General features: G+C 51.5%; 23 protein-coding genes and 1 pseudogene. 11 read left to right on the top strand and 13 right to left on the bottom strand.

Features of this window, described 5'->3' with window-relative positions; genetic code table 11:
* Positions 1 to 188: pseudogene (locus tag BLQ82_RS31070) on the bottom strand (DUF6385 domain-containing protein); the annotation flags it as partial.
* Positions 189 to 557: 369 nt separating this feature from the next.
* On the opposite strand from BLQ82_RS31070, the gene BLQ82_RS16505 reads away from it, so the two are divergent.
* On the top strand, positions 558 to 1,235 hold the full coding sequence (locus BLQ82_RS16505; protein ID WP_062523720.1) for an alpha/beta hydrolase: 678 nt from the start codon (positions 558 to 560) through the stop codon (positions 1,233 to 1,235).
* Between the two features lie 141 nt (positions 1,236 to 1,376).
* On the opposite strand, the gene BLQ82_RS16500 is transcribed toward BLQ82_RS16505, so the two are convergent.
* The gene (locus BLQ82_RS16500; protein WP_062523721.1) at positions 1,377 to 2,396 is read right to left on the bottom strand and encodes a LacI family DNA-binding transcriptional regulator; all 1,020 of its coding nucleotides are present in this window, start codon (positions 2,394 to 2,396) and stop codon (positions 1,377 to 1,379) included.
* Between the two features lie 94 nt (positions 2,397 to 2,490).
* Here BLQ82_RS16500 and BLQ82_RS16495 point away from each other — a divergent pair, with 94 nt between their 5' ends.
* Positions 2,491 to 4,188 carry an alpha-glycosidase gene (locus tag BLQ82_RS16495; RefSeq protein WP_062523722.1) on the top strand — a complete coding sequence of 566 codons (1,698 nt, stop codon included), beginning with the start codon at positions 2,491 to 2,493 and terminating at the stop codon, positions 4,186 to 4,188.
* 81 nt (positions 4,189 to 4,269) lie between these two features.
* Here the strand turns inward: BLQ82_RS16495 and BLQ82_RS16490 are convergent, their stop codons facing one another.
* Positions 4,270 to 5,340 (bottom strand): M23 family metallopeptidase, encoded by a 1,071-nt coding sequence (locus BLQ82_RS16490; protein ID WP_062523723.1) that lies wholly within the window; start codon positions 5,338 to 5,340, stop codon positions 4,270 to 4,272.
* Between the two features lie 230 nt (positions 5,341 to 5,570).
* Between BLQ82_RS16490 and lipA the strand changes: the two genes are divergently transcribed.
* Together lipA and BLQ82_RS16480 are read left to right on the top strand one after the other, a co-directional pair.
* On the top strand, positions 5,571 to 6,476 hold the full coding sequence (gene lipA / locus BLQ82_RS16485) for a lipoyl synthase (RefSeq protein ID WP_062523724.1): 906 nt from the start codon (positions 5,571 to 5,573) through the stop codon (positions 6,474 to 6,476).
* Positions 6,477 to 6,873: 397 nt separating this feature from the next.
* Positions 6,874 to 7,470: a YutD family protein gene (locus BLQ82_RS16480; RefSeq protein ID WP_062523725.1), complete on the top strand. Its 597-nt coding sequence runs from the start codon at positions 6,874 to 6,876 to the stop codon at positions 7,468 to 7,470.
* Between the two features lie 609 nt (positions 7,471 to 8,079).
* Here BLQ82_RS16480 and BLQ82_RS16475 read toward each other — a convergent pair.
* From BLQ82_RS16475 to ylbJ, 4 genes are all read right to left on the bottom strand, one after another.
* Positions 8,080 to 9,543, bottom strand: a complete 1,464-nt coding sequence (locus BLQ82_RS16475; protein ID WP_062523726.1) for a S41 family peptidase — start codon at positions 9,541 to 9,543, stop codon at positions 8,080 to 8,082.
* Between the two features lie 37 nt (positions 9,544 to 9,580).
* A complete protein-coding gene (locus tag BLQ82_RS16470) occupies positions 9,581 to 10,759 on the bottom strand; it encodes a copper amine oxidase N-terminal domain-containing protein (protein WP_062523727.1) in 1,179 nt (392 codons plus the stop codon).
* A gap of 224 nt (positions 10,760 to 10,983) precedes the next feature.
* Entirely contained in the window at positions 10,984 to 11,787 is an 804-nt protein-coding gene (locus BLQ82_RS16465) for an NAD kinase (RefSeq protein WP_020430182.1), read from the bottom strand.
* Positions 11,788 to 11,873: 86 nt separating this feature from the next.
* Positions 11,874 to 13,139 carry a sporulation integral membrane protein YlbJ gene (gene ylbJ / locus BLQ82_RS16460; protein ID WP_062523728.1) on the bottom strand — a complete coding sequence of 422 codons (1,266 nt, stop codon included), beginning with the start codon at positions 13,137 to 13,139 and terminating at the stop codon, positions 11,874 to 11,876.
* Between the two features lie 404 nt (positions 13,140 to 13,543).
* Between ylbJ and BLQ82_RS16455 the strand changes: the two genes are divergently transcribed.
* Positions 13,544 to 13,927, top strand: a complete 384-nt coding sequence (locus BLQ82_RS16455; protein WP_062523729.1) for a globin domain-containing protein — start codon at positions 13,544 to 13,546, stop codon at positions 13,925 to 13,927.
* 30 nt (positions 13,928 to 13,957) lie between these two features.
* Positions 13,958 to 14,662, top strand: coding sequence for a DUF2225 domain-containing protein (locus BLQ82_RS16450; RefSeq protein ID WP_244280838.1), 705 nt, complete (start codon positions 13,958 to 13,960; stop codon positions 14,660 to 14,662).
* Between the two features lie 81 nt (positions 14,663 to 14,743).
* Here the strand turns inward: BLQ82_RS16450 and BLQ82_RS16445 are convergent, their stop codons facing one another.
* Entirely contained in the window at positions 14,744 to 14,974 is a 231-nt protein-coding gene (locus BLQ82_RS16445) for a hypothetical protein (RefSeq protein ID WP_062523731.1), read from the bottom strand.
* Complete coding sequence (locus tag BLQ82_RS16440) at positions 14,971 to 15,162, bottom strand: YycC family protein (RefSeq protein ID WP_062523732.1); 192 nt, start codon at positions 15,160 to 15,162, stop codon at positions 14,971 to 14,973. The genes BLQ82_RS16445 and BLQ82_RS16440 overlap by 4 nt, the downstream gene beginning before the upstream one ends.
* Positions 15,163 to 15,264: 102 nt before the next feature.
* Here BLQ82_RS16440 and BLQ82_RS16435 point away from each other — a divergent pair, with 102 nt between their 5' ends.
* Together BLQ82_RS16435 and BLQ82_RS16430 are read left to right on the top strand one after the other, a co-directional pair.
* Positions 15,265 to 17,064: a M3 family oligoendopeptidase gene (locus BLQ82_RS16435; protein WP_062523733.1), complete on the top strand. Its 1,800-nt coding sequence runs from the start codon at positions 15,265 to 15,267 to the stop codon at positions 17,062 to 17,064.
* A 379-nt stretch (positions 17,065 to 17,443) separates the two neighbouring features.
* Positions 17,444 to 17,854, top strand: coding sequence for a hypothetical protein (locus BLQ82_RS16430; protein ID WP_062523734.1), 411 nt, complete (start codon positions 17,444 to 17,446; stop codon positions 17,852 to 17,854).
* A gap of 120 nt (positions 17,855 to 17,974) precedes the next feature.
* Here BLQ82_RS16430 and BLQ82_RS16425 read toward each other — a convergent pair whose 3' ends face one another.
* The gene (locus BLQ82_RS16425; RefSeq protein ID WP_025707482.1) at positions 17,975 to 18,211 is read right to left on the bottom strand and encodes an alpha/beta-type small acid-soluble spore protein; all 237 of its coding nucleotides are present in this window, start codon (positions 18,209 to 18,211) and stop codon (positions 17,975 to 17,977) included.
* A 101-nt stretch (positions 18,212 to 18,312) separates the two neighbouring features.
* Positions 18,313 to 19,287, bottom strand: coding sequence for an aldose 1-epimerase (locus BLQ82_RS16420; RefSeq protein ID WP_062523735.1), 975 nt, complete (start codon positions 19,285 to 19,287; stop codon positions 18,313 to 18,315).
* A gap of 436 nt (positions 19,288 to 19,723) precedes the next feature.
* Between BLQ82_RS16420 and trpS the strand changes: the two genes are divergently transcribed.
* Entirely contained in the window at positions 19,724 to 20,713 is a 990-nt protein-coding gene (gene trpS / locus BLQ82_RS16415) for a tryptophan--tRNA ligase (protein WP_062523736.1), read from the top strand.
* On the opposite strand, the gene BLQ82_RS16410 is transcribed toward trpS, so the two are convergent.
* Both BLQ82_RS16410 and BLQ82_RS16405 read right to left on the bottom strand, forming a co-directional pair.
* Positions 20,710 to 20,904 (bottom strand): hypothetical protein, encoded by a 195-nt coding sequence (locus tag BLQ82_RS16410; protein WP_062523737.1) that lies wholly within the window; start codon positions 20,902 to 20,904, stop codon positions 20,710 to 20,712. The two genes, trpS and BLQ82_RS16410, sit on opposite strands and share 4 nt — an antisense overlap.
* 182 nt (positions 20,905 to 21,086) lie before the next feature.
* Complete coding sequence (locus BLQ82_RS16405) at positions 21,087 to 22,091, bottom strand: metal-dependent hydrolase (RefSeq protein WP_062523738.1); 1,005 nt, start codon at positions 22,089 to 22,091, stop codon at positions 21,087 to 21,089.
* Positions 22,092 to 22,350: 259 nt separating this feature from the next.
* Here BLQ82_RS16405 and cyoE point away from each other — a divergent pair, with 259 nt between their 5' ends.
* Positions 22,351 to 23,283 carry a heme o synthase gene (cyoE, locus tag BLQ82_RS16400; RefSeq protein WP_062523739.1) on the top strand — a complete coding sequence of 311 codons (933 nt, stop codon included), beginning with the start codon at positions 22,351 to 22,353 and terminating at the stop codon, positions 23,281 to 23,283.
* Between the two features lie 15 nt (positions 23,284 to 23,298).
* Entirely contained in the window at positions 23,299 to 23,916 is a 618-nt protein-coding gene (locus tag BLQ82_RS16395; RefSeq protein ID WP_143013465.1) for an SCO family protein, read from the top strand.
* The last annotated feature ends 518 nt before the right edge of the window (positions 23,917 to 24,434 follow it).

Below are 24,434 nucleotides of genomic sequence, written 5' to 3'. Positions count from 1 at the left end.
GATGTTAACGTACCTGCAGTAATCGTAGCGCCTAGCACGCTGGAAATTGTACCGTTCAGGATGACTGTAGTCAGATTTCCGCTGGAATCGGTAGTGAGGGGGCGGTCAATCAGTGTGGAAGGGTCCCGCCCAAAGATCAGCGTACGCAGATTATCGGGGTTCGCTTGAAACGAACTGAAGTTTGGCAAAAGGATTCATCCTCTCTTACTAGAATAGGGAGAACAACCCGCTCATAGTAAAAATCCCAAACCGTCGTCTGGGCTTTCAGAAAAGCGGGCTGCGATCAAGACAATAGCCTGTACAGATAAACAGTAACCATTCGAATGGTGTGGTATTACTATATGGAGAGTCTTCGGGAATGACTGGGCAGTAAACTCAAAAATATGCAGATTGATAAACAACCATCCGGGCATGTTCACTCAGGGCTTCACAGGAAGTCTAATACTTGTCTGAACCTTGACGAATTGACCGTAGAGGTTTATTTTTCTTAAAATAGGATAAATAAGGGTATGATACATAATAAATTGAGGATCAATCACAGTGAAAAGAGGACATATATGGAAAGCTGTCTGTTCATCCATGGCTTTACGGGGGGGGAGTATGAAATCTCGCCGCTCGCACAATTTCTGGAGCGGCATGATTACCATGCCCGAACGTTTACACTCAAGGGGCATGGGGGCAGCCGGAACGATCTGCTGCAATCCGACAGGCATGATTGGCGGCAAAGCGCCGAAGATCAGCTGCAGGATCTGCTCGCCTGCGGGGAAGGCGTACATCTGGTTGGCTTTTCTACAGGAGCCCTGATCGCGTCCCATTTGTCGGTACAATATCAAGCCCGCATCAAGTCGCTTACCTTGCTGTCCACACCTGTCTTTCCATTGAATCTGCTGGAGATTGCAAGAACTCTGGGCAGCCCGGTTATGGTTAGAAACTACCTAAGCAAATTCGGAGCAACCCCGGCGAAGGCTACCAAGGAATTCTTGCGTCTGGTGCGGGAGAGCTTCAATATTTATCCGCAGATTGAGATCCCGACTCTGATTGTTCAGGGCCGGAGAGATCATCTCGTGAGAGCCAAAAGCGCGGCATATCTGCAGCGCACGATCCCATCCGGAAGCAAGCAGGTATTAATGGTGGAGCGAAGCGGTCATATGCTGTGCCACGGTGAACACAGCGGGCAGATGATGAACGAAGTGCTGCAGTTTATGCGGACTTCCGGCCGTGCTGGACTGAACTGAACTGCGTCAGAAGTGCTTGCACCTGGCACAACCTCCTTCACAGCAAGCGTGGAGGAGGTTTTTTGGCGTGCCATATTCCGTTGACATCCCTTAGTCGGTATGATAGTTTCTATTTAGGGAAACCGGTTTCCCTATCGGTGTCTATGTTCTTGAATTTCTGCATGTGGATTCCCGCGGAAGGAGTTCCGGCGCCAGCAGCAGCTTCTGAAGAGATTCGATTTTGCCGCCAATCCGTTCCATTAACAGCTCTCCGGCAGATACGCCGAGATGGAAGGTATCCAGATTAAGCGAGGTTAGCGGAGGTGTGGTATAGCGGGACAAGGGATAATCATCAAAGGTTGCAATCCCAAGCTCTGCCGGAACCTGCACCCCAAGCTCTCTGGCAGCCAGCAGCACCCCGTAGGCTGCAAAATTGCTCATACAGATTACCGAGTCCGGCGGCGTCTCGCTTAACAGCAGTTGCTTTGCAATTTGATAGCCAACCGCCTCTTCTGCTTCGCCATTAATAATCCAATCCTTGCGGAGCGGCTTGCCAGCCTGCTCAAGCACCTGCCGGCAGCCTTCCAACCGACGGATGAAGAGCGGGTCTCCCTCGTATCCGCCAATAAAAGCCACCGCGGAATAGCCCTCCTCCAGCAGATGCCGGGTGAGCATTCTGCCGCCGGCTTCGTTGTCGAAGTCGACCCAGCATCCGGATGCTGCAACTTCTCCCAGCGAGACATAAGGAAACTCAAGATGGTTAAGCTGGGTGCACAGCTCCTCTGTCAGGACCGAGGTGTTGGCGATAAGGCCATCCACCTTTTTACTCCTTACGAGTCTGTGCAGGAAATGGCCCTCAGGATGATTGTGCTCGACATTCGCGATGGTCAGCTCATATTTCAAGGAGCCGATCACACTCTCTATTCCGCCGATGATGTTGTAGAAGAACTGGTTCAGGAATTCGCTGGACTTAGACATATCGATTAACAGTCCAATATTGCCGCTGCTCTGCCGGGCCAAGCCTGTGGCGATGCTGCTGGGTGTGTAATTCATCTGTTTCATAATTTCTCTGACCTTTTGTTTGGTTTCCTGCGAAATTTTTGGTGAATCATTCAGCACCTTAGATACAGTGGATTTGGCTACCCCCGCCGCAATGGCGATATCCTTAATCGTTACCTTCATAGTTTTCCCTCACGGTCCTGACGGTTTTTTTTGAATGGTTTTATTCATTAATCAAGATATACACCCATCATACAATAAAAGGAGCTTGTATAATATGATTCGCTGGTTTCTATACCATACTGCTGAAGATCCCTTTGCCTTTCCGGTTGGTCCCGGCACTTTGAAGCTGCGCCTTTTTGTGCAGAATGGCCAGCAGCTGTCCTGCACGGTGATTCACTCCGACCGCTATGACCCGCCGGGGAACGAAATCCCGCTTCCGATGGAGCGGATCGGCTCTGCCGGAGCCTATGAAATCCACGAGGCTGTTCTACAGTCGGCAACCGGCAAATGCAGATACTTATTCCATGTTGAGAACCCTGCCGGTGATTATGTATGGTACGGGGAGCGGGGGCTGGCTGAGAACAGGGAGCATGCAGGCTCTTTTCAGTATGCTTACATGCACCGGCCGGAAGCGGTTAAGCTGCCCTCCTGGAGCTCTGATGCGGTTGTCTATCAGATTTATCCAAGCAGCTATAACGGAGGAACCCTGAAAGGAATAACAGAAAAAATCCCCTATCTGCAACAGTTGGGGATTACGGCCCTGTATATGACGCCGATTTTTGAATCCACTACCGAGCATAAATATAATACCTCGGACTATTTAAAGGTCGATCCTGCGTTTGGCAGCACAGAGGATTTGAGGGCATTGGTGGATGAAGCCCACCGCCACGGGATCAGAGTTCTGCTGGATGCTGTATTCAACCATTCCGGCGATACTTTTTTTGCCTTCAAGGATGTGCTTGAGCACGGAGAGAATTCCCGGTACAAAGACTGGTTTGTGATTCATTCCTTTCCGGTGGTGCAGACGCCTTCCCCGAACTATGAGACCTTCGCCAAAGCGGAAGCGCATATGCCTAAGCTGAATATGGACAACCCTGAAGTGGCTGATTATATGATGGAGGTTTCCAAGCACTGGGTGCGGGAGGCGGGGATCGACGGCTGGCGTCTGGATGTGGCCAATGAGGTATCCCCAAGGTTCTGGACGCGGTTCCGCCGGGAGCTGAAGGCGGAGTTTCCCGAACTGCTGCTGATCGGTGAGATCATGCATGACTCCGGCCCTTGGCTGAGGGGGGACCAGTTCGATGGGGGCATGAACTATGTGCTGCGCGACGCAGTACTGGAGTTCTTTGCCGAGCAATATGCAGGGCCGGTGCGCTTTATGGAACAGGTGTTGCATCAGGAGGCGTTATGTAATGACCAGGCGAATTCCGCCATGTTCCAGCTGCTTGGCAGCCATGACACACTGCGTTTTCTGACGGCCTGCAAGCAGGGAGGACGGGGCTGGGATCATGAGAACACAGCCATATACCGGATGCGGCTGGCGGTGTTTTTCCAAATGACCTATATCGGGATGCCGATGATTTATTACGGAGATGAAGTGGGCATGGAGGGAGCGACGGACCCGCACTGCAGATTGCCGATGGTGTGGGAGGAGCAGGAGCAGAACACGTCGCTTCATGCCTGGTATACCCGGCTGATTTCACTCCGGAAACAGTATGAGGTGCTGCGGAAAGGCGCTTTCCGTCCCTGGTTCACGGATGAAGCCCGTAATGTTCTCGGCTATATCCGGTGCAGCGGTCAGGACCAAATGGGGCTGTTGATCAATAATTCCCCTAACCGCTACCAGCTGGAGCTTAGCAGGTTCCGTTCTGACGCCAATGTACTGACTGACCTGCTGACCGGAGCAACCTTCCCCGGCACCGAACGTTTTCTGGTGGAGATAGAACCTTTTGGCTGCCTAATGCTTCATTAATATAACTTCAACCCCTATAGGCGGATAAGGGTATCCATTTCGGGTGGGCAAGATTCTTTTGCAATAAATGCAGAACTGCTGCTATTTCTTTTTTCTCAGAGCTCTGTATTCCTGGGTTTCCCACTGCTTAAGCAATGGATAGGGATCGAAGGCCCATTCGGTAATCCCGCGATCGCGGTAGATGCCATAATGCAGGTGAGGCGGAAATTTGCCTTGAGTGCCGGGCTTGCCGTAGCCGGAGCTGCCGACCCAGCCGATCGTCTGGCCTGGAGCCACGATGTCACCCTGGGAGAGGGATTTTTCAAATCCGGTCAGGTGGGCGTAATAATGGTAGCGGTTTTCGATATCGCGGATACCGATCCGCCAGCCGCCATAGCGGTTCCAGCCCTTGGTTTCTACGATGCCGAAGCAGGTGCTGCGCACCGTCATGCCGTGAGGTGCGAATAGATCCGTCCCTTCATGGATACGTGCTCCGCCCCAGCTTCGGCCTGTCCCCCAGGTGCTTCGGTAGGAATAAGTCTTGCCGACCGGTAACGGAAAAGCACTGCCCGATAAATCAAGCCGTCCGAAGTGCTCGTACAGCTTGGCAAACTGCGCTATCCGCTGCGTGGCCCGGCCGTTATGGTAATATTCCCATACACCGATATTGAAGTCGCTGGCGGAGTCGCCGTATTTCATCAGATGCCTTGCCATACTGTAGAGCACATCGGCATCATTCTCCGGATCGGCCAAGCCGTCGCCGGACCCGTCTTTTCCGAATCCTCCAAAAAAACGGATGGATTCCGGCGACTGGTCCTCCTGATCCGGATTCAGCGGCCCGCACCACACGGGCGGGGGAAAGCTGATTCCGGTAAGGCGGGATTTGACTTGGTCTCCAGTCCCGCTTTTCTTTTTGGCAATCGTCCGCTCATACTGGTCAATAGCGGCGAAGCGGAACCAGGCAATGCCGGTAGCCGCGCTCATTTGATCATAAAGCTCCTTACGGCTGGCGGAGAGATTCTCCTTGCCTGAAGAAGCTTCACCGCTGACTGCGTGCGGGTTATTTCCAGAGGCAGCGGCTGCCACCGCACCGCTATCGCCCCAGAGCATGGCGGCGGCCGACAAGCAGAGCACTGTTTTGCGTATTGCAGCAATTCTGAATAGAGCCAGCATGTTAACAACCTCCTTGTCCGGATGCTGATCTTAATACATGATGAAGTTATTTATCGAAGGGCACCCCGGGCGGGTGCTTTTCTTTTAGATTGAAGCAAAAGGCCTCTTTTTATCCGTTCTTGCCTAAAGGTTCACAAAAGCGGGCAAATGGCCCTTGCACATGCTATAATATGAGGCAGCAAACTTTTAAGGGTGCAACTACTATTCAGGCGAAAGCGGGGTTCTCCACTTTGACTAATAATCGAACAGCCAAACAGCCCAAGCCAGACTGGATCAAAATCAAATTAACGACTGGTGATAATTATCAGGAAATTAAAGGCATGATGCGTTCCAAAACCCTGCATACCGTATGTGAGGAAGCGCGCTGCCCGAATATCTATGAATGCTGGGCCAACCGCACGGCTACCTTTATGATTCTGGGTGACATTTGCACCCGGGCCTGCCGGTTCTGTGCCGTGAACACCGGCCTGCCGACCGAGCTTGATCTTCAGGAGCCGGAGCGTGTAGCCGAAGCTGCCGAGAATATGAAGCTTAAGCACTGTGTCGTAACCAGTGTGGCACGTGATGATCTGAAGGATGGCGGGGCAAGGATTTTTGCCGAGACCGTGGCTGCAATCCGTAAGCGGCTTCCGCTGTGCAGCGTAGAGGTGCTGATTCCGGACTTCCTTGGCGAACGGGACAGTCTGGAGATTGTAATGAACAGCAAACCGGATATCCTGAACCATAACATTGAGACGGTGGAGCGGATGTCCGACCGCGTGCGGGCCCGCGCCAAATACCGCCGTTCCCTGGAATTGCTGGGCCGGGCGAAGGAGATCAAGCCGGACATTCCGACCAAATCCAGCATTATGCTTGGCGTAGGTGAGGAATGGGATGAGATTCTGCAGGCGATGGATGACCTGCGTGCCGTGGATTGTGATATATTGACATTAGGCCAGTACCTGCAGCCATCTCCGAAGCATCTGAACGTTGAGAGATTCTATACCCCCGAGGAATTCGCCCTGCTCAAGGAGGAGGGACTGAAGCGCGGGTTCAGCCATGTGGAGTCCGGCCCTCTGGTGCGCAGCTCTTATCATGCGCATGAGCAGGTGAAGTCGGCTACGGCAGCCCGCGAGGAGCGGACGGTTTCTTTATAAGCTGTTATAGGACCGCCCGATTTTAGCTGCTGCATAGGTGACGCATTCCTTTTTTGGCTGCACCCTGCTTCAATGCTAAGGAGCTAAGTGGAAATCACTAATTAGAGTCATCAAGCGCCTAAATTAGGTTTAGTGGAAAAAAGTATAACTAATCAGAGCGATTATGGCGCTGATGCCTGTGTATCCTCCAATTAGGTGTACAAAATCCCACTAAACGCCCCGGCGCCATCGCTTTGAGCAGATTAGTGGTACGAATTCCACTTAACCTTCGGCCGTTATTTCGGCTTTTATTTTTCTTTAGACTTTAGATTGGAGGAGCGGCCGGAAATCCAAAAACCTGCGGATTGACGCTCGATAAACGCTCCCCTCATCTTATTGAAAGGCAGGCGACAAACGCTTGATCGTTATAGGTGGAAAGGGCTACGAGCTCGTATTGGATCATAAAGACGGCTGGAACCCGGAGGCGTTTCGCGGAAGATACAGTGAAGTGCTGGACCGGTACGATTACATTATCGGTGACTGGGGCTACAGCCAATTGCGTTTGAAAGGCTTTTACCGGGATAATCACCCGAAGGTGAACCGGGACACGGCCATTTCAGGCATGGTGGATTACATTAATGAATACTGCAATTTTGGCTGTGCTTATTTTGTGCTCCACAAGTTAAAGGAAACGCCGAAGGAAGGCAGCTTCAAGGATATTTTGACCAAAGAAGTACCGGAGCCCGGCACAGACGATGAATTGGAGCAGGCCTCCGCAGAGCCGATTGTAACAGCCAGGGTGCAGCGGGACCCGTCTTCCAAGCCTTCGAATTCAAATCCGGCAGCCCGTGACAGAAATCCGGGGGGGACAGCCAAAGAGAATGGAGCAAAGGAAAGACCCGTCCGTGAGCATCAAAGCCGGAATCACCGCAATAAAGAGAACCAGGGCAGAAGAAATAACAAGGATTCTCAAGGCAGACCACCGCAAAACCAGCCGCAGAATCCTTCGAACTAAGGCCTTAAGAAGTACCAGCAGCTTAAAAAGGTGTCTCAGCAGCCAGTTATGTACTGGCTGTGAGACACCTTTTTGGGTTAGGCTCCATCAGGGGAGTGAAGCGGACAGAGAAGACTCTATTTTGCGAAAAAGTATGCTTTTCTGGTTGCTTCGGACTCAGGAGCCGTTATAATCGTACAACAATATGAGCACTAAGCAAGCCAAAAGACGTTAAACTTTCGTATTGCACAACAGCTCAGGGCCTCGTAGGCTCTGAGCTGTTGTTCACCCGCCAGGTTGAGTTTATTCTTGTTATAGCCTTTTTCCAACTAACACGTACTAAGAAGCAGGGGAGCAGTGCTAGTTGGAAAAAAGGAGATTATTTCTCCTGCAAATCAACAATTGTAAGAATTAGGTGGAAAAAGGAAACTTAATTAGGCGATATTACCCCGTTAGGAGCAAAATCAGCAGAATTAGTTAACCTTTTTCCACTTATCCAGTGGGGAACAGATGGTGCCCGAGCATTAGTTAGCTTTTTTCCACTTAAAATTTTAAGACAGCCAGCATGCCGCTGTCCCGCCAAAAACGGCGGCACCGTCCCTTTGAGGATGGCGCCGCCGTTTTTACTTGTTACTTTACACTTAGCTTTAATTGATTCTGCGCTGCGTTGTAGCTCCATACCAGGGATGGGAACTTTTGCTGAAATGCTTTTACATCAATAAAAGTCTCATTGTTCTGTGACAGCGCCTCTTTGGAGGCCAGGGCGAATCCGGATACCTTGCCGGTGCCGCTTGTGACAAGCACTTTTTTGTTCTTGGCATCCCAGGAGACTTCGCTCTCTAGCAGGGCAGCCAGCACGCGTGAGGAAGCGTAGACCGTATTTCCTTGTTTGATCAGTCCGACATTTCCGGCAAAAGGACTGCCGTTCACATCAAGAATATGATTGTCGCCCGAAGCTGTAATTTTGTTCAGTCCGGCAATTTGCAGAGCGGTGATCAATTGTGCCGTTTTGCCTTGGACTTCAATGTCAGGGTTCAACCCGATATGGTTGAAGTCCTCTTTGCTAGGCGTCAGATATTTCTGGGTCGTCAGCTTTAGTTCTGCCCCGCCCGATACCGGAATCAGACTCTGAATCCGTGCCTTGCCGAAGGAACGTGTGCCCACTACCGTTGCCAGCTTGTTGTCGTGAAGAGCGCCGGTAAGCGCCTCGGATGCACTGGCCGTGTACTCATTGGTCAGCACTACAACGGGCACTCCAATTTTGCTGCCCTCGGTGATGGTTACCGGGGTTAAGGTTCCGCTCTGGTCAGAGGTGTACATCATTATGCCCTTGTCCATAAATTTGGAAGCAATGTTATAGGCGGAGTCCATGTAGCCGCCTGTGTTGTCCCGCAGATCGAGCACCAGGGATTTCATGCCGCCGGAACGCATTTTGTCTAATGCTGTTGTGAACTCCTCATCCGCATTCTGCGTGAAGCCGCCAATGGAGATATAAGCTATTTTCTGTCCAAGCATTTTGCTGGTCACTGAGGTCGAGGCCATCTCACTGCGTTTGACCCTGAAAGATTTCAGCACCCCTTTTCTGCTGACGAGCAGGGATACTTTGGTGCCCGCTGTACCGGTCAGCTCATCGCCTTTGGTGTCTTGGATTTTTACTCCGTTAATTTTGAGAATGGTATCGCCGCGCTTGAGGCCGGCTTGTTCTGCCGGAGAACCGGGAACAACTTCTTCAATATACAGCTCTTTGGCGGTGTAGACCATCCGGATGCCGATGCCGACATATTCGAGATCTACCGCATGGCTGAATGCAGCAGCCTCATCCTTGCTGAAGTACTGGCTGTAGGGATCGTTGAGGGTGTTCACCATGCCGTCAATCGCTCCGCGGATCAGCGTATCCTGATCGATTCCCTCCACATTATATTGCTCCAGATATTGCATGATTTCGTTAATCTGATCCGAGGAAGCCGCCGCTTGTGCCTGGTCTGTGCCGGGCGCCGCCTGGGAATTGTCGGCCGCTAGAGCAGCGGGAGCCAGAATAAGCGATACAGCCAGACAGCCGCTGAGGGCCGCAGTGATTACCTTGCCTGATTTCATGATTGCATACACCCTTTTTTATATGATTTATTAGGAATTACTTGTCATCGGAATAGGAGACCATGTAAGAATCATCGATGGTCCATTGACCGCTGCTGGATTTGGATACAATAAAAATAGAAGATTGCGTATAGCTCTCGCCGGAATCGGCATCCTTGACAGAAGACTCCACATAGATGGCGGCCTCATCCGGAGTATAATAGAAGATATTGGAGCTATTCAGCGTGTCAGTAAGATTATAGGCTTCAAAGTACTCGGCTAAGGCATCTTTTGTGGAAGCTTCATATTCTTCCCCGTAGTAGGTCAGCTGCGCAAGAGTGCCGTCCACATTTTTGGCGTTCCGGGCTGCGTAATATTTGCTTAGGCTGTCTTTAATAGCGGAAGCGTCGCTTTGTGGAAGCACAGCCGCCGTTGTCCCTTGTTCAGGTGTAAGCAATACAGAGCTGTCCTGCACCTCGGAGCTTTCAATTTTCCATACCCCATTCTTGCGGACAAGGGTGTGCAGGTACTCATAACGCTCATCAGGCAGGTAATCTCCTCCTTTGCGCACAGATTTCTCCACGGTATGCACTACGGCTTCGTTACCCTGAATGCTCAGAATATCAAGGCTTTCGATGGTGTTGACCATATCATACCTCTTGAAGTATTCCTGCAAACTGTCAACTGAACCGGCCGTGACTGAATTGAAGACGACGAGCGAATAGTAGCCTGCTGCATTCTCGGAATTAAAATATTCATTGGATAAATGCATAAGGTCTGTAATTTGCTGCTCACTGTTACCGGAGGCTTCGGGGGTATTAATCTTGACGCTTCTGCTGGCCGTATCCCAGACAGCTGTGCCTCCGGTAGCCTCGGCTACGAAACGCAAGGGTATGTATGTGGTGCCACTGATGGAGCTCGGAGCGGCGGCCAGCTTCTTAACCAGATTATTAACCGTTGCCCGGCTGCTGCCGATTTTCAGGCTGATTGTAAGGCTGGCGCTTGTTCCGGTGACGGTTCCTGTCTTGGCATCCCAGAGCACGTTCAATCCCAATTGCTCGAAGATGACACGAAAAGGAACAAGAACAGTATTGTCCTTCAGATACGGAGAACCGGCGGTGAAAGCAACATTGCTTCCATTAATGTAGACTTTGATCGGTTTGTCTGAGGCAAAAGCGGGAACAGCCAGCATTAAAGCCAGCAGGCTTATGCCCATGAGCGACAATAATTTCTTCAACAATGGTTCTCTCCTTTAAATAACAGCTCTTTGTAAAATAGGTTCATTATACCATCGGAATTTTCTTGCTGTCTATCCATTCATGTAAGCTTGTGCAGATAAAATGAAAATGACTGAAAACGCATGATAAAGCCGGAGATGGTCGCGCATCCCCGGCTTTAGTTCCTACGGCTGGTCGGTTCTCCTGGAGCCGCCTTACCTTATATGATATTAGATGGAGCCTGCTAGATCAGGAAAGCTTCACGGACCCGGTTCCAGAAGGGAAACGGACGGTATCTGGCAAAGCTGATTTTTTTGTCGGATACCTGGCAGCGAACGGAGATCAGATCGTCAACGGGTATGTTATTATGGTCTATCGTCAACAGCAGGCGCTGGTCCTTGCGTGAAAATATATCGCAGTGATGGTGCTTGGGCAGCAGCAGCGGTGACCCCATCGTGCGGAAAACACGGTTGTTAATGGAAGCAATTTCGGCAATCTGCAGAGCTTCAATGGTGGGATGCACCATGGCTCCGCCAAGGCTTTTGTTGTAGGCGGTGCTGCCTGACGGTGTGGACACGCACAGGCCGTCGCCGCGGAACATCTCGAAGGTCACATCATTGATGTCTACCTGAATCACCACTGTTCCGTCCACACCCTTGAGGGTGAACTCATTCAGGGCAATATGAGAGCTGGAGCCGGATTTCTTGTGGATTTCTAATTCGAGCAGCGGGTATTTGACGATACGCGGCTTGTGCGGCTCGGCGCTTCCGGTTCCACACATGTAATCCGCCAGGGCAGGCAGCTCGTCTGCCTTCCAGTCCGCATAGAATCCCAGATGCCCGGTATGGACACCTACAAAAGCCAGATTGGGGATCTGGTCGATAAACGTGTGAAAAGCGTGCAGCATGGTGCCGTCTCCGCCAATCGAGATGACGATTTCCGGAGATTTGGCATCCAGCTCCAGATTCCGCTCCGCTGCCAGCTTGTGAAATTGCTCCGCAAGTTTGATGGACAGTTCGTCACCGCGGTCCAGAACATAATATCTCAAGATGTATAGGCTCCTTTGTATGTTTCAGTCATACACCGATCATAATCAATCTGGACCAGGAACACAATATTTGAAGTGGTAAAAAGTCATTGCCGCCGTCCCGGACGCGTGATGCGGTGAAGCAGCACCGCCAGCAGCGAGAGCAGCAGAGCTGTGCCGAGCAGCAGGCCAAGCCAGCTTAGACTGGCGGCCAACCCGGATAGTGGAGCTGCGGTAAAGCCGGCAGCGGCGGTTGCCGCGCTGTGGTCCAGCCCGAACCCGGAGCGTGCAGCGGGCTTCCACAGCAGCAGCACAAGTCCTGCAGACAGGAAGGCATGGACCAGCCTGGCCGCCATAAAGGGCAGATAGCGGAGTCCTGTTCCGTTCAGAATGCTGGCAACCTGGGCGTGTACGGATAAACCGCCCCAGGAGAGAACCCAGGCAGCTGCAGCTACCTTGAACTGCAGGGGCACTGAAGCCGTGGCTGCCCCGGCGGAGCGGGCACCCAGCGTCACTTCAAAAAGCCCGCTGACGAGCGCGGCGGACAGCTCTGCAGGGAATCCCGCCAGCGAGAGCAGACTTCCTGTAAAGCTGAATAGTGCAGACATAATTCCGGCCCGGTCCATCAGCTCCATCAGCACATTGAAGAATACGACTAGGCCGCCCACAACAATAATGAGCTGCAGCGAAGACTGGACGGCTCCCTTCAGCAGCTCGCCCACGCTGCGTCCGTCCCGCTGTCTGGCTTCCGCCATGGAGCGCAGGGCCAATCGGAGCCTGCCGGCGCCTTCTGCGCCTTCAGGCGGCTGTAGAGCTTTATGCGGGACAGACAGAGACGGTCCCGCAGGCGAACTCCTCTGTCTGCCGTGAAACGACATCAGAAGTCCTACAATGAGCCCTCCGCCGTAATGGGCGAGCGCAAGAATCAGCCCCAGTGAAGCATCGTGAAAAAAACCTACTGAGACTGCGCCAAGCAGGAAAATTGGATCAGACGATGTGGTGAAGGCCACGAGACGTTCGCCTTCTACGCGGTTCAGCAGCCCCTGCTCCCGCAGCTTTGCGGTTAATCTGGCGCCGACGGGGTATCCTGAGACATAACCCATAGCGGCCACAAAACCTCCGCTGCCGGGAATGTTGAAAAGCGGGCGCATCAGCGGATCGAGAAGGGCGCCGAACAGATGGACTACCCCGAAGCCCAGCATCATTTCCGAAATCACAAAGAAGGGAAACAGCGAAGGGAACAGCACGTCCCACCAGACGGATAACCCGCGGAGGGCTGCATCCAGAGAACTAGCCGGGTTCATCATCATCAGCAGCATGCATCCGGCAAACAGGACACCCAGCAGCGGACTGTAATTTTTTTTCAGAATCATGGTCAACGCCTCCCGGTATATGGATAGATGTATGCAAAAACTGGGACAAACAGCACAAAAAATATAGGAAAGCGGTTACATTTAACTGTGCTTTTTGGCTGAAATTATGGTATTATAAAATTAATTAATGCACACCTTATAAGGGATGGAGTGATGGTGATGAGTGTAGTTGCCGGAGTTCTGGTTTGTGCTTTTGTCTATGTGATCCGGGTCTCCCTCGTCCCGCCTGGTGATGAGGAATTTCGGACCTATTAAATACTCAAGGCGCTGAACACTGGTTTAGCGTCTTTTTTCTGCACATATCCGTTGCAATAGGGTGCCTGAAGCAGGATAACCGTGAAGCTCAGTTTTTGGTATAATAAAAAAGACGTTACATTAATACGGAGGAAAGCTGGTAATCACCGATGAATCCAAACGACAGCATTTACGACAATCTGGGAGGCGCGGAAGGGCTTCACCGGCTGGTTGAGTCCTTTTACGCTAAGGTGCAGCTTCATCCGCGGCTCGGCCCCCTTTTTCCAGCAGATATTACTCCTGTATTGGAGAAACAGTATCAATTCCTGAGTCAATTTTTTGGCGGACCGGCACTCTACTCAGAGCTGCATGGACATCCGATGATGAGAGCAAGACATATGCATGTCCCCATTACACCTGAGCGTGCGGAGGAATGGCTGGAGTGCATGAAAGAGGCGCTGGAGGAAACGGGTGTGGAGGAGCCGCTGCGAGCATTTGTGTTAAGCCGCCTTGCGGGCCCGGCGCATCATTTTGTCAACATGCCCCAGGAGTAACGCGTAGTTGATCGTGAAAGGATGAGGGCATTGCCGGAATTAATACCGCTATACACTATTAAGGTGATCTGCTGTAATTGTGAACATGAATTTACAACCTCAAGAGTCCGTCCCAGCCTCAAAAAGGCTGTTCGGCGCGATGCGGACTTCTGCTCCTATTACAAGGATGAGAATCCCGATTATTACGTCGTGCGCGTCTGCCCGAGCTGCGGCTTCGCCTCCACCGAGAATTCAGCGGACAAGCTGGCGGACTGGCAGCGCAAGTCGTTCCGCGATCAGGTGGGAAACCGCTGGGTTCCCCGGGATTTCGGAGATAAGCGCAGCTGGGAGATTGCACTTGAGACCTACAAGCTAGCATTGCTCTGTGCCCAGAGCATTAAGGACAAGGACCGGATTATCGCCAGTCTTCTGCATCATATTGCCTGGATGTACCGGTATCAAGGGGATACCGGACAGGAGCAGCGTTTCCTGCGCCATTCGCTCGACATGTACATCAAGGTCTACGAAAACGATGGCATTGCCGGAAACGACGCCCGTCTGATGTATCTGATTGGCGAATTGAACCGCCGGATCGGTGAATTTTCCAACGCAGTGAAGTGGTTTTCACGCCTGATCAATGATCAGAAGATCATGGATGCCGCAATGATCCGGGCGGCCCGGGAGCAGTGGGCGCTTTTGCGGGAACAGATGAACGGAGGAGAGCCGGAGGTAGACGGGCTGCCTTCAGGTACATAGAATAAGCACACCAGGATCTTTATCCTGGTGTGCTTATAGTACATGCGTAAACGGAACAAATGCAGGGCCTGTGCCACAATATCAGCGTACCGGCCGGTCAAACAGCAGGTAGTCTGCATCCGTGTCGATAATGGTCAGACTTGTTTTGCAGCAGGGGAAGACCAGCAGCTTTTTTTTGCCGTCGCGGACGGTCTGCAGCTCCTTCGGTTTCATGGGCAGTATAACGTTCTCCTTGTCGCAGAATGGACAGTACTGCACATACAGGTCTCCGAGTAAAATGTCATAAGGCCAGGTGTGGCTGAATGGAATCATTGCTCGCCCTTCTCGGGCGTTTGAGCCGCTGAGCCGCTATCGGTGGTGTCTTGACTCTGTTTCTTGGATAATTCTGCAATCTTTTGCAGCAAGATATGTTGAGGCATATGCATCAGGTGTTCCAGCGGAACGCCGAGTTGTTTGGCTAAGGTAACCGCCGTCTCCGGCGAGATTTGCAGTGGCTTCATGGGATGACCTCCTTTGTAAATGTGCACCTCTTTTGTAATTCACTTTACCATGGCCGCAGACCAAACACAAAAACCAAATGTAAACAAGAAAGGTGAGATATGATGAAACAGCCTTTATCATTGACCTGGGATCTGGATTCTATATTTCCGGGAGGATCAGCCTCGGCGGAATTCGAGCATTTTTTGAAACAGCTGGAGACGGACATTGGGATATTGGATCAGCAGGTTGCTGCTGCTGCATCACCGGAGAATATCGAGTCCACCAAGCAGCTGGATGATGTAATAGCACTGCTGCAGAGCTGTTCCGGGCGGCTGGTGCAGGCATCCGAGTTCGCCGGATGTCTGGGTGCCCAGAACCAGCAGGACAAGGGGGCTGTACGGTTATCCTCCAAGGTTGCAGGCCTGCGCGCAGGTTTCGAGGGGGTCAGCTCCAAGTTCGATGATGTGCTGCGCCAAACCTCTGATGAGGTATGGCAGGCGTGGATGGCCCGTCCTGAGATTGCCCCTCTGGAGTTCGTGCTTAGCGAGAGCCGCGATCTGGCCCGTGAAAAAATGAGTCCTGAACTGGAGGCATTTGCGCTTACACTGGCCGTTGACGGCTACCATGGCTGGAGCGAGCATTACGAAACCATTGTCGGGTCCATACAGATCCCCTATGAGGATGAAGAGGGAACTAGGCTGCTGTCTGCCGGACAAGCCTTCAACAAGCTCGACGACCCCGATCCTAAGGTCCGGGAAGCGATGTTCCACAAATGGGAAGAGGCCTGGGGCGGCGCTGCAGACTATTGTGCGGATACCCTCAATCATCTGGCCGGATTCCGTCTGAATCTGTACAAAGGCCGCGGCTGGGAGGATGTCCTGAAGGAGCCGCTGGCCATTAACCGCATGTCGCGCGCTTCGCTGGATACGATGTGGGATGTCATCACCAAAGCCAAGCCGGCGCTGGTCTCCTACTTGAGCCGTAAAGCGAAGCTGCTCGGACTGGAATCGCTGGCCTGGGTGGATGTGGATGCTCCGGTTGGCAAGTCCTCCGGCAAAATCCCCTATGATCAGGCAGCAAAAGACATTGTTGCACAATTCCGCAATTTCAGTCCGAAGCTGGCGGATTTTGCTGAGCGTGCTTTCGACAGCAATTGGATCGAAGTCGAAGACCGTCCGGGCAAACGCCCCGGCGGATTCTGCGTATCCTTTCCGGAGAGCAAGGAATCACGCATTTTTATGACTTACAGCGGCACTCCATCCAATGTGTCGACGCTGGCACACGAGCTTGGACATGCTTATCACTCTTATCTGCTGGACGATCTTCCGGTATTCAATCAAAACTATGCTATGAATGTCGCAGAGACCGCTTCAACCTTCGCAGAGGTCATTGTGGCCGATGCCCAGGTGAAGGCTGCGGCAAGCACCGAGGAGAAAGTTGCCCTGCTCGAAGCAAAAATCCAGAACAGTGTAGCCTTCTTCATGAATATCCACGCCCGCTTTTTGTTTGAAACCCGTTTTTATGAGAAGCGGAAGCAGGGGCTTGTAAATGCCGAAGAATTGTCGGCACTGATGGTTGAAGCGCAGAAGGAAGCCTTCTGCGGGGTTCTTTCCGGATACCATCCGCATTTCTGGGCGTCCAAGCTGCATTTTTATATTACGGATGTCCCATTCTATAACTTCCCCTATACCGTTGGTTACATGTTCAGTACAGGACTGTACCGGATCGCGCTTCAGGAAGGGACATCCTTTGCCGATAAGTACGACAGCCTGCTGCGTGACACCGGTATCATGACCCTGGAGGACCTGGTCCAGAAGCACCTTGGTGTTGATCTGACTCAGCCGGATTTCTGGCAGGGCGCAGCAGATTTGATTATCGCCGATATCCACGAATTTATGAAATTGACCGAGCATTCGGCCTAAAAAGTTTGTCAGAACAAAGACAGTTCATGTTTTCCCGGTAAACTGTGAAGGCTGTAAAACCTTGTATTAACGCGCAAGGCCCCTGATAAGGGGTCTTTTTTTATGCTGGAATGCTGTCGAAATAAGACGATTGTTAGAAGGTTATATACAATAAAATAACGAAAATTACGCACATATAGGGATAAACACCCATTTATGTTGAATAATGTTGATGGCTTGTACTTAGTGGCCTATAATGAGCCTAAAGCCTTATATAAAGGCTGCTAGGAAGCAGATTTTGTAGGAAAATGAACCAAGGAGTTTTGACTCACCTGCTAATGTGAATACGCATGAAACAAATTTTTCTTAACCATTTTTCAAAACTTTTAGGAGGATACACATGTTAAGAACGGAACAACTTTCACTGGCAAGACAGATTGACCTGGTGTTTAAGGAACTGCAGGAGGAACTGTCAGGACTGTCTTCTGGCATACTCTTTGTTCAAATCAGAAATAACGTCATAGGAAAATTCGGCATACGCCATAATCCCCTGGCTGGCCGCAGCGGAACGTTCGCTGCAGAGCAGGAAGGGCTGAATACCGTCCAGCAATCCTCTTTCCGGCTTATGGCTCTGGAGAGCCTGAAATACAAGCGGCGCTGGACGCACGGTGAAATCAGCTATGAATTTGCCGTCCGCCAGGGAATGGTGGTGGTGGATGCTACGTTGGAATCCAATTACAACATGGCCAATCTGATGATCCGCTATCCGCGCAATGTCCAATCCGACAAGCCCGATCAATTCTACGGTTGAGTTATACATATAGATGTGGACGAGCAAAAGCCCTCCTGCACTTCGGCGAGAAGTGCGGGAGGGCTGTTAAACGGGTCCGCATCAGGCATTCAGCCTGGCGGGATACTTATGATAAGGCTGTTACTGCGAACGACCAGACAGTTGCTGCTCTGCCAGTTGCACCAGACGTTTGGTGATATATCCTCCCAAAGAACCGGTTTCGCGGGAAGTATAGTTCCCATAATAACCGTCAGCTGGGATGGTTACTCCAAGCTCCTGTGCTGCTTCATATTTCAACTGCTGCAGCGCTGCATTCGCTTGAGGAACGACCAGGTTATTGGAACGGCTACCACGACCTTGTTGACCTGCTTGACCCATGTTTGTTCACCTCCTTCGCCCGTTGTGAAGATAGTATGGGCGCTGGGAGAGAAATTCATGCACGGGTTCAGAAGATTTTAAGGGTGGGAATTATATGAAATTTATAGTTCGGGACTGACTACCTCTAGACTGCTTGAGACCGCAAGAGTCTGCCGGGGCTCTAAGGTAATGATCCCTGTAAAAGCAGCATCTTGGACGAGGTTGGGCCCGTCTGGAAGCCAGGTATAGGGCTCGATGCACAGATATTGGTCTGCCGTTCCATTGGTGTATACCACCCAGTGGCGGAAGAATTCCCGGTCGGCAGTATAGCGCAGGACGTAGCCGTCATCCCTTGTCAGCACTGCCTCAGCGGGCTGCTGATCTCCTATGCGCAGCACAGTGTCCAGATTGATTCCCTGAAGTCCTAAGCCCTGGTTCAGGGCTTCAAGCTCACCGAGAGGCAGCAGATTGCCGCTTGTCAGCAGTTCATCGTTCAATTCGTAGACATTTTCGGCGGGAAGCTGAAGCTTCCAGCGGCCGGGCTCGCCATCAATCATAAACCAGGTATGATAGCCGATACCAAAAGGGATACGGGCTGTTCCCTGATGGGTGACTCTTAGGGTTTGCCTGAAACGGTTATCCTGCAACCGGAACGTCATCTCCAGCTTCATAGGAACGGGAAACTGCTCCATCCAGCGGGGATCATCTGCGGTATTGAATTCAGTAGTCACCGCGCAGCCTTCCTCGTCTTCTTCAATATCACTGACGCACCAGGATTGCGTCCGGTGCAGGCCGTGAATATGGTGGCCTCCTGCTGTATTCTGCTCGAACTGATAGGCCTTGCCTTCGAACTGGAATTGCCCCTGGCGGATGCGTCCGGGCGGAATCAGGAGCGGCATGCCGAAATGATAAGGCTTCTGAAGGTAATAGGAGAGGTCGCTCTCTTCCGGCTTGCGGAGAATTTCACGGTTTTGCTTACGGTCCCACAATGAAATTACGTTGTTACCCAGTCGCGGCAAAAGCGTGACTTCCAGCTCACGGCTATGCAAAATATAGGTATCATAACCGCCCCACTGCCCTTTGGTCACCTGTTTCATGAGAAGTATGCTCCTTTGATTAGCTGTAATCGGATAGACACGGATACCCTTATCATACCAGATTTATGTACTTGTGGTTAGTCATTTGACAACTTCTCCGGTTCGCACTATGATGAATGCATTCATGAAAATGACAATGCGATGACAGGGACAAGTAGGCGGGAGAAGCACCTTCAGAAAGCCGGTGGCTGATGCGAACCGGTGGTTCACTCCAGGCTGAATGGACCCATGAGCGCCGTGTTCGAACAGGCTGCAGAGCTTTTGTAGACCGGCCGGCTCTTCCCCGTTAACGGAAGTCAAGGCTGTATGGATTTGTTCTCTGTGAAGAGGCCTCATACGGCGAATAAGGGTGGCACCACGGTCTCACGTCCCTTGCGGATGTGGGGCCTTTTTGCGTGCTGCTGCTCAAGTGAAAACATAAATCGGAGGGAATTTTATGGCTAAAAAAGTATTGTCAGGCATTCAGCCGAGCGGTTCACTGACTCTGGGGAACTATATCGGTGCGATCAAAAATTTTGTCAAACTGCAGGAGGAGCATGAATGCTACTTTATGGTCGTCGATCTGCATGCCATCACAGTCTCACAGGACCCTGCCGCGCTGCGTGAAAATTCAGAATCTGTAGCGGCGCTGTATCTTGCAGCCGGAATCAATCCTCAAATCTCCAATGTCTATATGCAGTCGCATGTGCCGCAGCATGCGGAACTCGGCTGGATTATGACTACCCTCACAGCGATGGGTGAGCTAGAGCGGATGACCCAGTTCAAGGACAAATCTTCAGGCAAAGATTCCGTAGGTGCAGGTTTGTTCGTGTACCCTTCGCTGATGGCTGCCGATATTCTGATCTACAATGCCGATCTGGTACCCGTAGGGGAAGACCAGAAGCAGCACCTGGAGCTGACGCGTGATCTGGCAGGACGCTTCAACCACCGTTTTGGCGAATTCTTCACGGTTCCGGAGCCTTATATTCCTGAAGTCGGCGCACGGATTATGTCCCTGGATGACGGTACCAAGAAGATGAGCAAAAGCAACCCGAATCCCGGCAGCTATATCGCCCTGCTGGACCCGCCTGATGTGATCCGCAAAAAAATAAGCCGTGCCACTACCGACTCGGGCCGTGAGGTTATCTTTGATCCGGCGAATAAGCCTGAGATCAGCAACCTGATGAGTATCTATGCTGAATGCTCCGGAATGACCCTGCAGCAGATTGCCGACCGGTATGAGGGGCAAATGTATGGGGGCTTCAAAAAGGATCTGGGCGAGGTTCTGGTGGCTACCCTTGAGCCTCTTCAGCAGAAATACCAAGAGATCCGCAGCTCCGGCGCCCTGAGCGATATTCTCGCTGAAGGAGCAGAACGTGCACGTGGAGTCGCCGCCCAGACGCTCGCTGGTGTCAAAGAGAAGATGGGGTTCCTGCCGCTGCGCTAGGAAGACTGGTGAGTCTTGGCCTCTGCCTTGCGTCTCAGACTGGCTTTGAGGATAAAGCCCCAGCCGATGTTCAAAATGCATAAGACTCCCAGCAGCAGCGCCAGCCAAATATTAGAACTGATGGAGATGGAGGCTGCAGTCAGGAGGAGAATGGAAGAAACTGCGAACCAGAGAGATAAGCCTTTACCCATAAACTTCAGCCTTCTTTCCTTTGACGTATTTGTTGAACTGATCGGTTTGAATTTCCCGCTGTGCATTTTCCGCACAGCGGGATTTTTTTGAAAATATAAGGATAGTGAAGACGTTTTATGGTGATTGTGCCCTAAGCGGTGGCAGGCGTCAAGGGATTAGTTTTCGTTCCCGCCTGCAAAACCTAAAGCTTCATGGAACCCGGATCAATGGCAAACCGTTCATCCAGCTTCTCGCTGCTTAGCCAGCCCACATAGGTGTTCAGTGGATGATATTGGTTATCCATAACCAGTACTGCAACAAACGGGAATTGCTTGCGGTGTAAATAACGCACATCCCCCCAGCGTACAATATACCCTGAGGGGAGTTCTTCGACCTCGGCTACCGCGTAGGAGGTAAAGTACAGAAAGGCCTTAATATCGGGATGGCTTTTGGAATGTTCGACTGCGGGGTGAGTGGAGCACACCGCATGCTTGAACCATTCCAGCCGTCCGCTGTTCAGCAGACCGATAGTATAGCTGCCGTCAGGCTTGGCTTTGACCACATTCCAGCGCGTAGGTGATATGGTCGGTATTACAAAATAACGTTCACCGGGGCTATGGTGGATATCCTTGGTCTTGAGTTTCCTTGTCAGCCGGGCGTGCACCAGTGTCCGCCAAATATAATAAAGCGCGATGCAGGCATACAGGGTAATGAATAACGGAGCGGGCGGTACGATCCCGCTGATCCAGAGAACGATAGCCGCTGCATGGCTGCCAAATATAAACGGATCAAAGATGTGGATGATATTCCAGGCGATCCACTTCTCTGTGAAAGGACGTGCGGCCTGCGTGCCATAAGTATTGAACAAATCGGTGAATACATGAACAGCCACGCCGATGAAGCTCCACAGTGCGATATGGCTCAAATCATGAAAAGCTGTGAACCCGAAGATTGGTCCTATAACCAAAGTGATCAGGGCAGGCCACAGCAGTAAAAACGGCAGTGAATGTGTGATTCCCCGATGGTTGCGGATATACAGCGCGTTGCCCTTCAAACGCAGCGCGGTATCGGCATCGGGTGCTTGAGAGGCCAGTACGGTGGCGACCATAACTGCCCCGGCCAATGTTGGCTGGGAGGCAACGACGGGATCGACGAAGGACAGTCCAGCGAGTCCCAGGCCCATAACGAAATGTGTAGCGGTATCCATTGGTCAGATCTCCTTTGTACGGAAGTTCTCTATTAATAACTACCCAATTTGACGTCCAGTTATTTAAGGGGGGATAAAATAAATTTTGTCACGCAATTGTCAAATTGATGAACATCTTGGTCCATGATTGTCAAACTCTTTTCGGGTTTGATATGATAAAGTTAACAGCAGAGTGAATAATATTCTCAACTGAGAACGTTAATTCCGATTTTATGCTCCGGCGGAACGTAGAAGTCCCTTAGAAGGAGGAACACCAATCGTGGACAATCAATTGAGATATCAAGCTTCTTCGGATTCCGCAGCGCTGTCTGCCAAATCGCCCAAGGAAGGCGCCGGCTGGCGGGATTTTATTACCGTGACGAAGCCCGGCATTATCCGCTCGAATCTGATCGCTGCTTTTGCGGGATACTGGGTGGCTTCAGGCTGGGATGTGCAGTACGGGCGGCTTATTCTGACCCTGCTTGGCACCATGCTGGTCATGGCTTCTGCCTGTGTATTCAATAACTATTTCGACCGTGATCTGGATATGAAAATGGAAAGAACACGTGAACGCGGTCTGCCAACGGGTAGACTGAAGCCGAAAACGGTGCTGATCTACGCCATAGGCCTCGGCATAGCCGGTCTTGCCGTGCTGTTTGCTTTTTGCGGCGCGCTTGCCGGAATCTTCGGCATCGTCGGCATGTTTGTATATGTAGTAGTGTACACCCTTTGGCTCAAAAGAACATCTACTTGGAGTACATCAGTAGGGGCTATCTCGGGTGCGATGCCTCCGGTTATCGGTTATGTAGCTGTTACCGGGTCAGTGGACTTGGGGGCCTGGCTGCTGTTTGCGATGTTGTTTCTGTGGCAGCCGCCGCATTTCTGGGCGCTTGGCATCCGCCGCAAGGAAGAATACCGCGCAGCGGGTTTTCCACTGCTGCCAGTAGTGAAGGGCACGCGGCGCACGAAGTTTCAAATGATTCCTTATGTAGCGTTGCTGCTGCCCATTCCGGTATTGATGTATGTATACGATTACGCCGGAATCTATTACCTGGTCATTTCTGCGGGATTGTCACTGGCCTGGCTGTACCTGACCTTGAAGGGATTCAAGGCGAAGGATGACGATGCTTGGGCGAAACAGAATTTCTTTTTCTCCATTAATTACCTGACAGTCAGCCTGATTGTGCTTGTACTGAATACGATTCACGGTTAAGGGGGAGATTGTCCTGTGCAGACCTTGAAACGCTACAAATGGACCTGGCTGATGCTGCTGGTCGCCGTGGGTTTGGCGGTTTATCTGGCAGTTGGTTATTGGAACAAAGGAAATGACAAGCTGCCGGTAATCGGAGAGGTGCAGGACTTCTCACTGGAAAATGTGGATGGCAAGCAAATCACACTGGCGGATACGGAAGGGAAGCCCAGACTCGTCTATTTCTTCTTCACGGAATGCCCGGATGTGTGTCCCATCACTACCTATATGCTGTCGCAGACACAGGATCTGCTGGCGAAAGACGGCAGCTTCGGCAAGGATGTGGAGTTTGTCTCCATTTCTTTTGACCCCTTGAATGACACACGTGAAGCGATTAAGGCGTTTGCCGACCGCTTTCATGCGGACTACAGCGGCTGGTATTTTCTGCGGGGGGACCAGGAGCAGGTCCGCACGCTGGCGGCTGAATCCTTCAAGGTATTGATTTATGGGGACAACAAGGATAACTTTGCCCATGCCAACCTGATCGGACTGGTGGACCGGGACAACCGGCTGCGGGGATTGTATGATGCGGGAGATACGGAGAACGTGACCCCGGAATTTTTGGCCGGTGCGCTCAAGAGATTGGCCCGCGAATAGTAAAAGGGAACGAAATAACGCCTTGTTCGAATTCCTGCGTGTGAGACGCGGGAGACGGAATAGGCGTTTTTTTGTTGAAATATAAGGATAAAGTATAAGTTTCACAAAATACTTTATCCTTATATTTCTCGCTGAAACGGATACCGTCCTTTTAAGGACGGTGCAGCCGTTTCTACTTGTTGCAAACTGATATTTCCTCTTGTGCGGAGAGCTGCGGGAAGGTGAAGTGGAATTAGTATACTTAAATGAAACAAAAAAGCCTCTTGAAGAGGCAATAGTGGGAAAAAGTAAACTTAAAATGAACAAATTCACGGGTAAGCGTGCGAACGGGGCAGATTAGTTTTCCTTTTTCCAATTAACGTTAGCGGGGAAGCGGGATGGAGAGATTTAAGTTTACTTTTTCCACTTGGATTAGTTACTGGCCCAGCCGGGAGAAGTGTGAGAAGGAATGTTCCACCGGGCGTCGGGTTGTCTGGGAACAACGGCAGAAATACCTTTGTTGAAGCGCCGAGCGTCGG

Origin of the sequence: Paenibacillus jilunlii, assembly GCF_900102965.1 — a bacterium.
In the GTDB taxonomy this organism is placed as follows: Bacteria; Bacillota; Bacilli; order Paenibacillales; family Paenibacillaceae; genus Paenibacillus_AQ; species Paenibacillus_AQ jilunlii.
The sequence above is the reverse complement of the archived record's forward strand: the minus strand, read 5'-3'. Positions and strand labels throughout refer to the sequence as shown.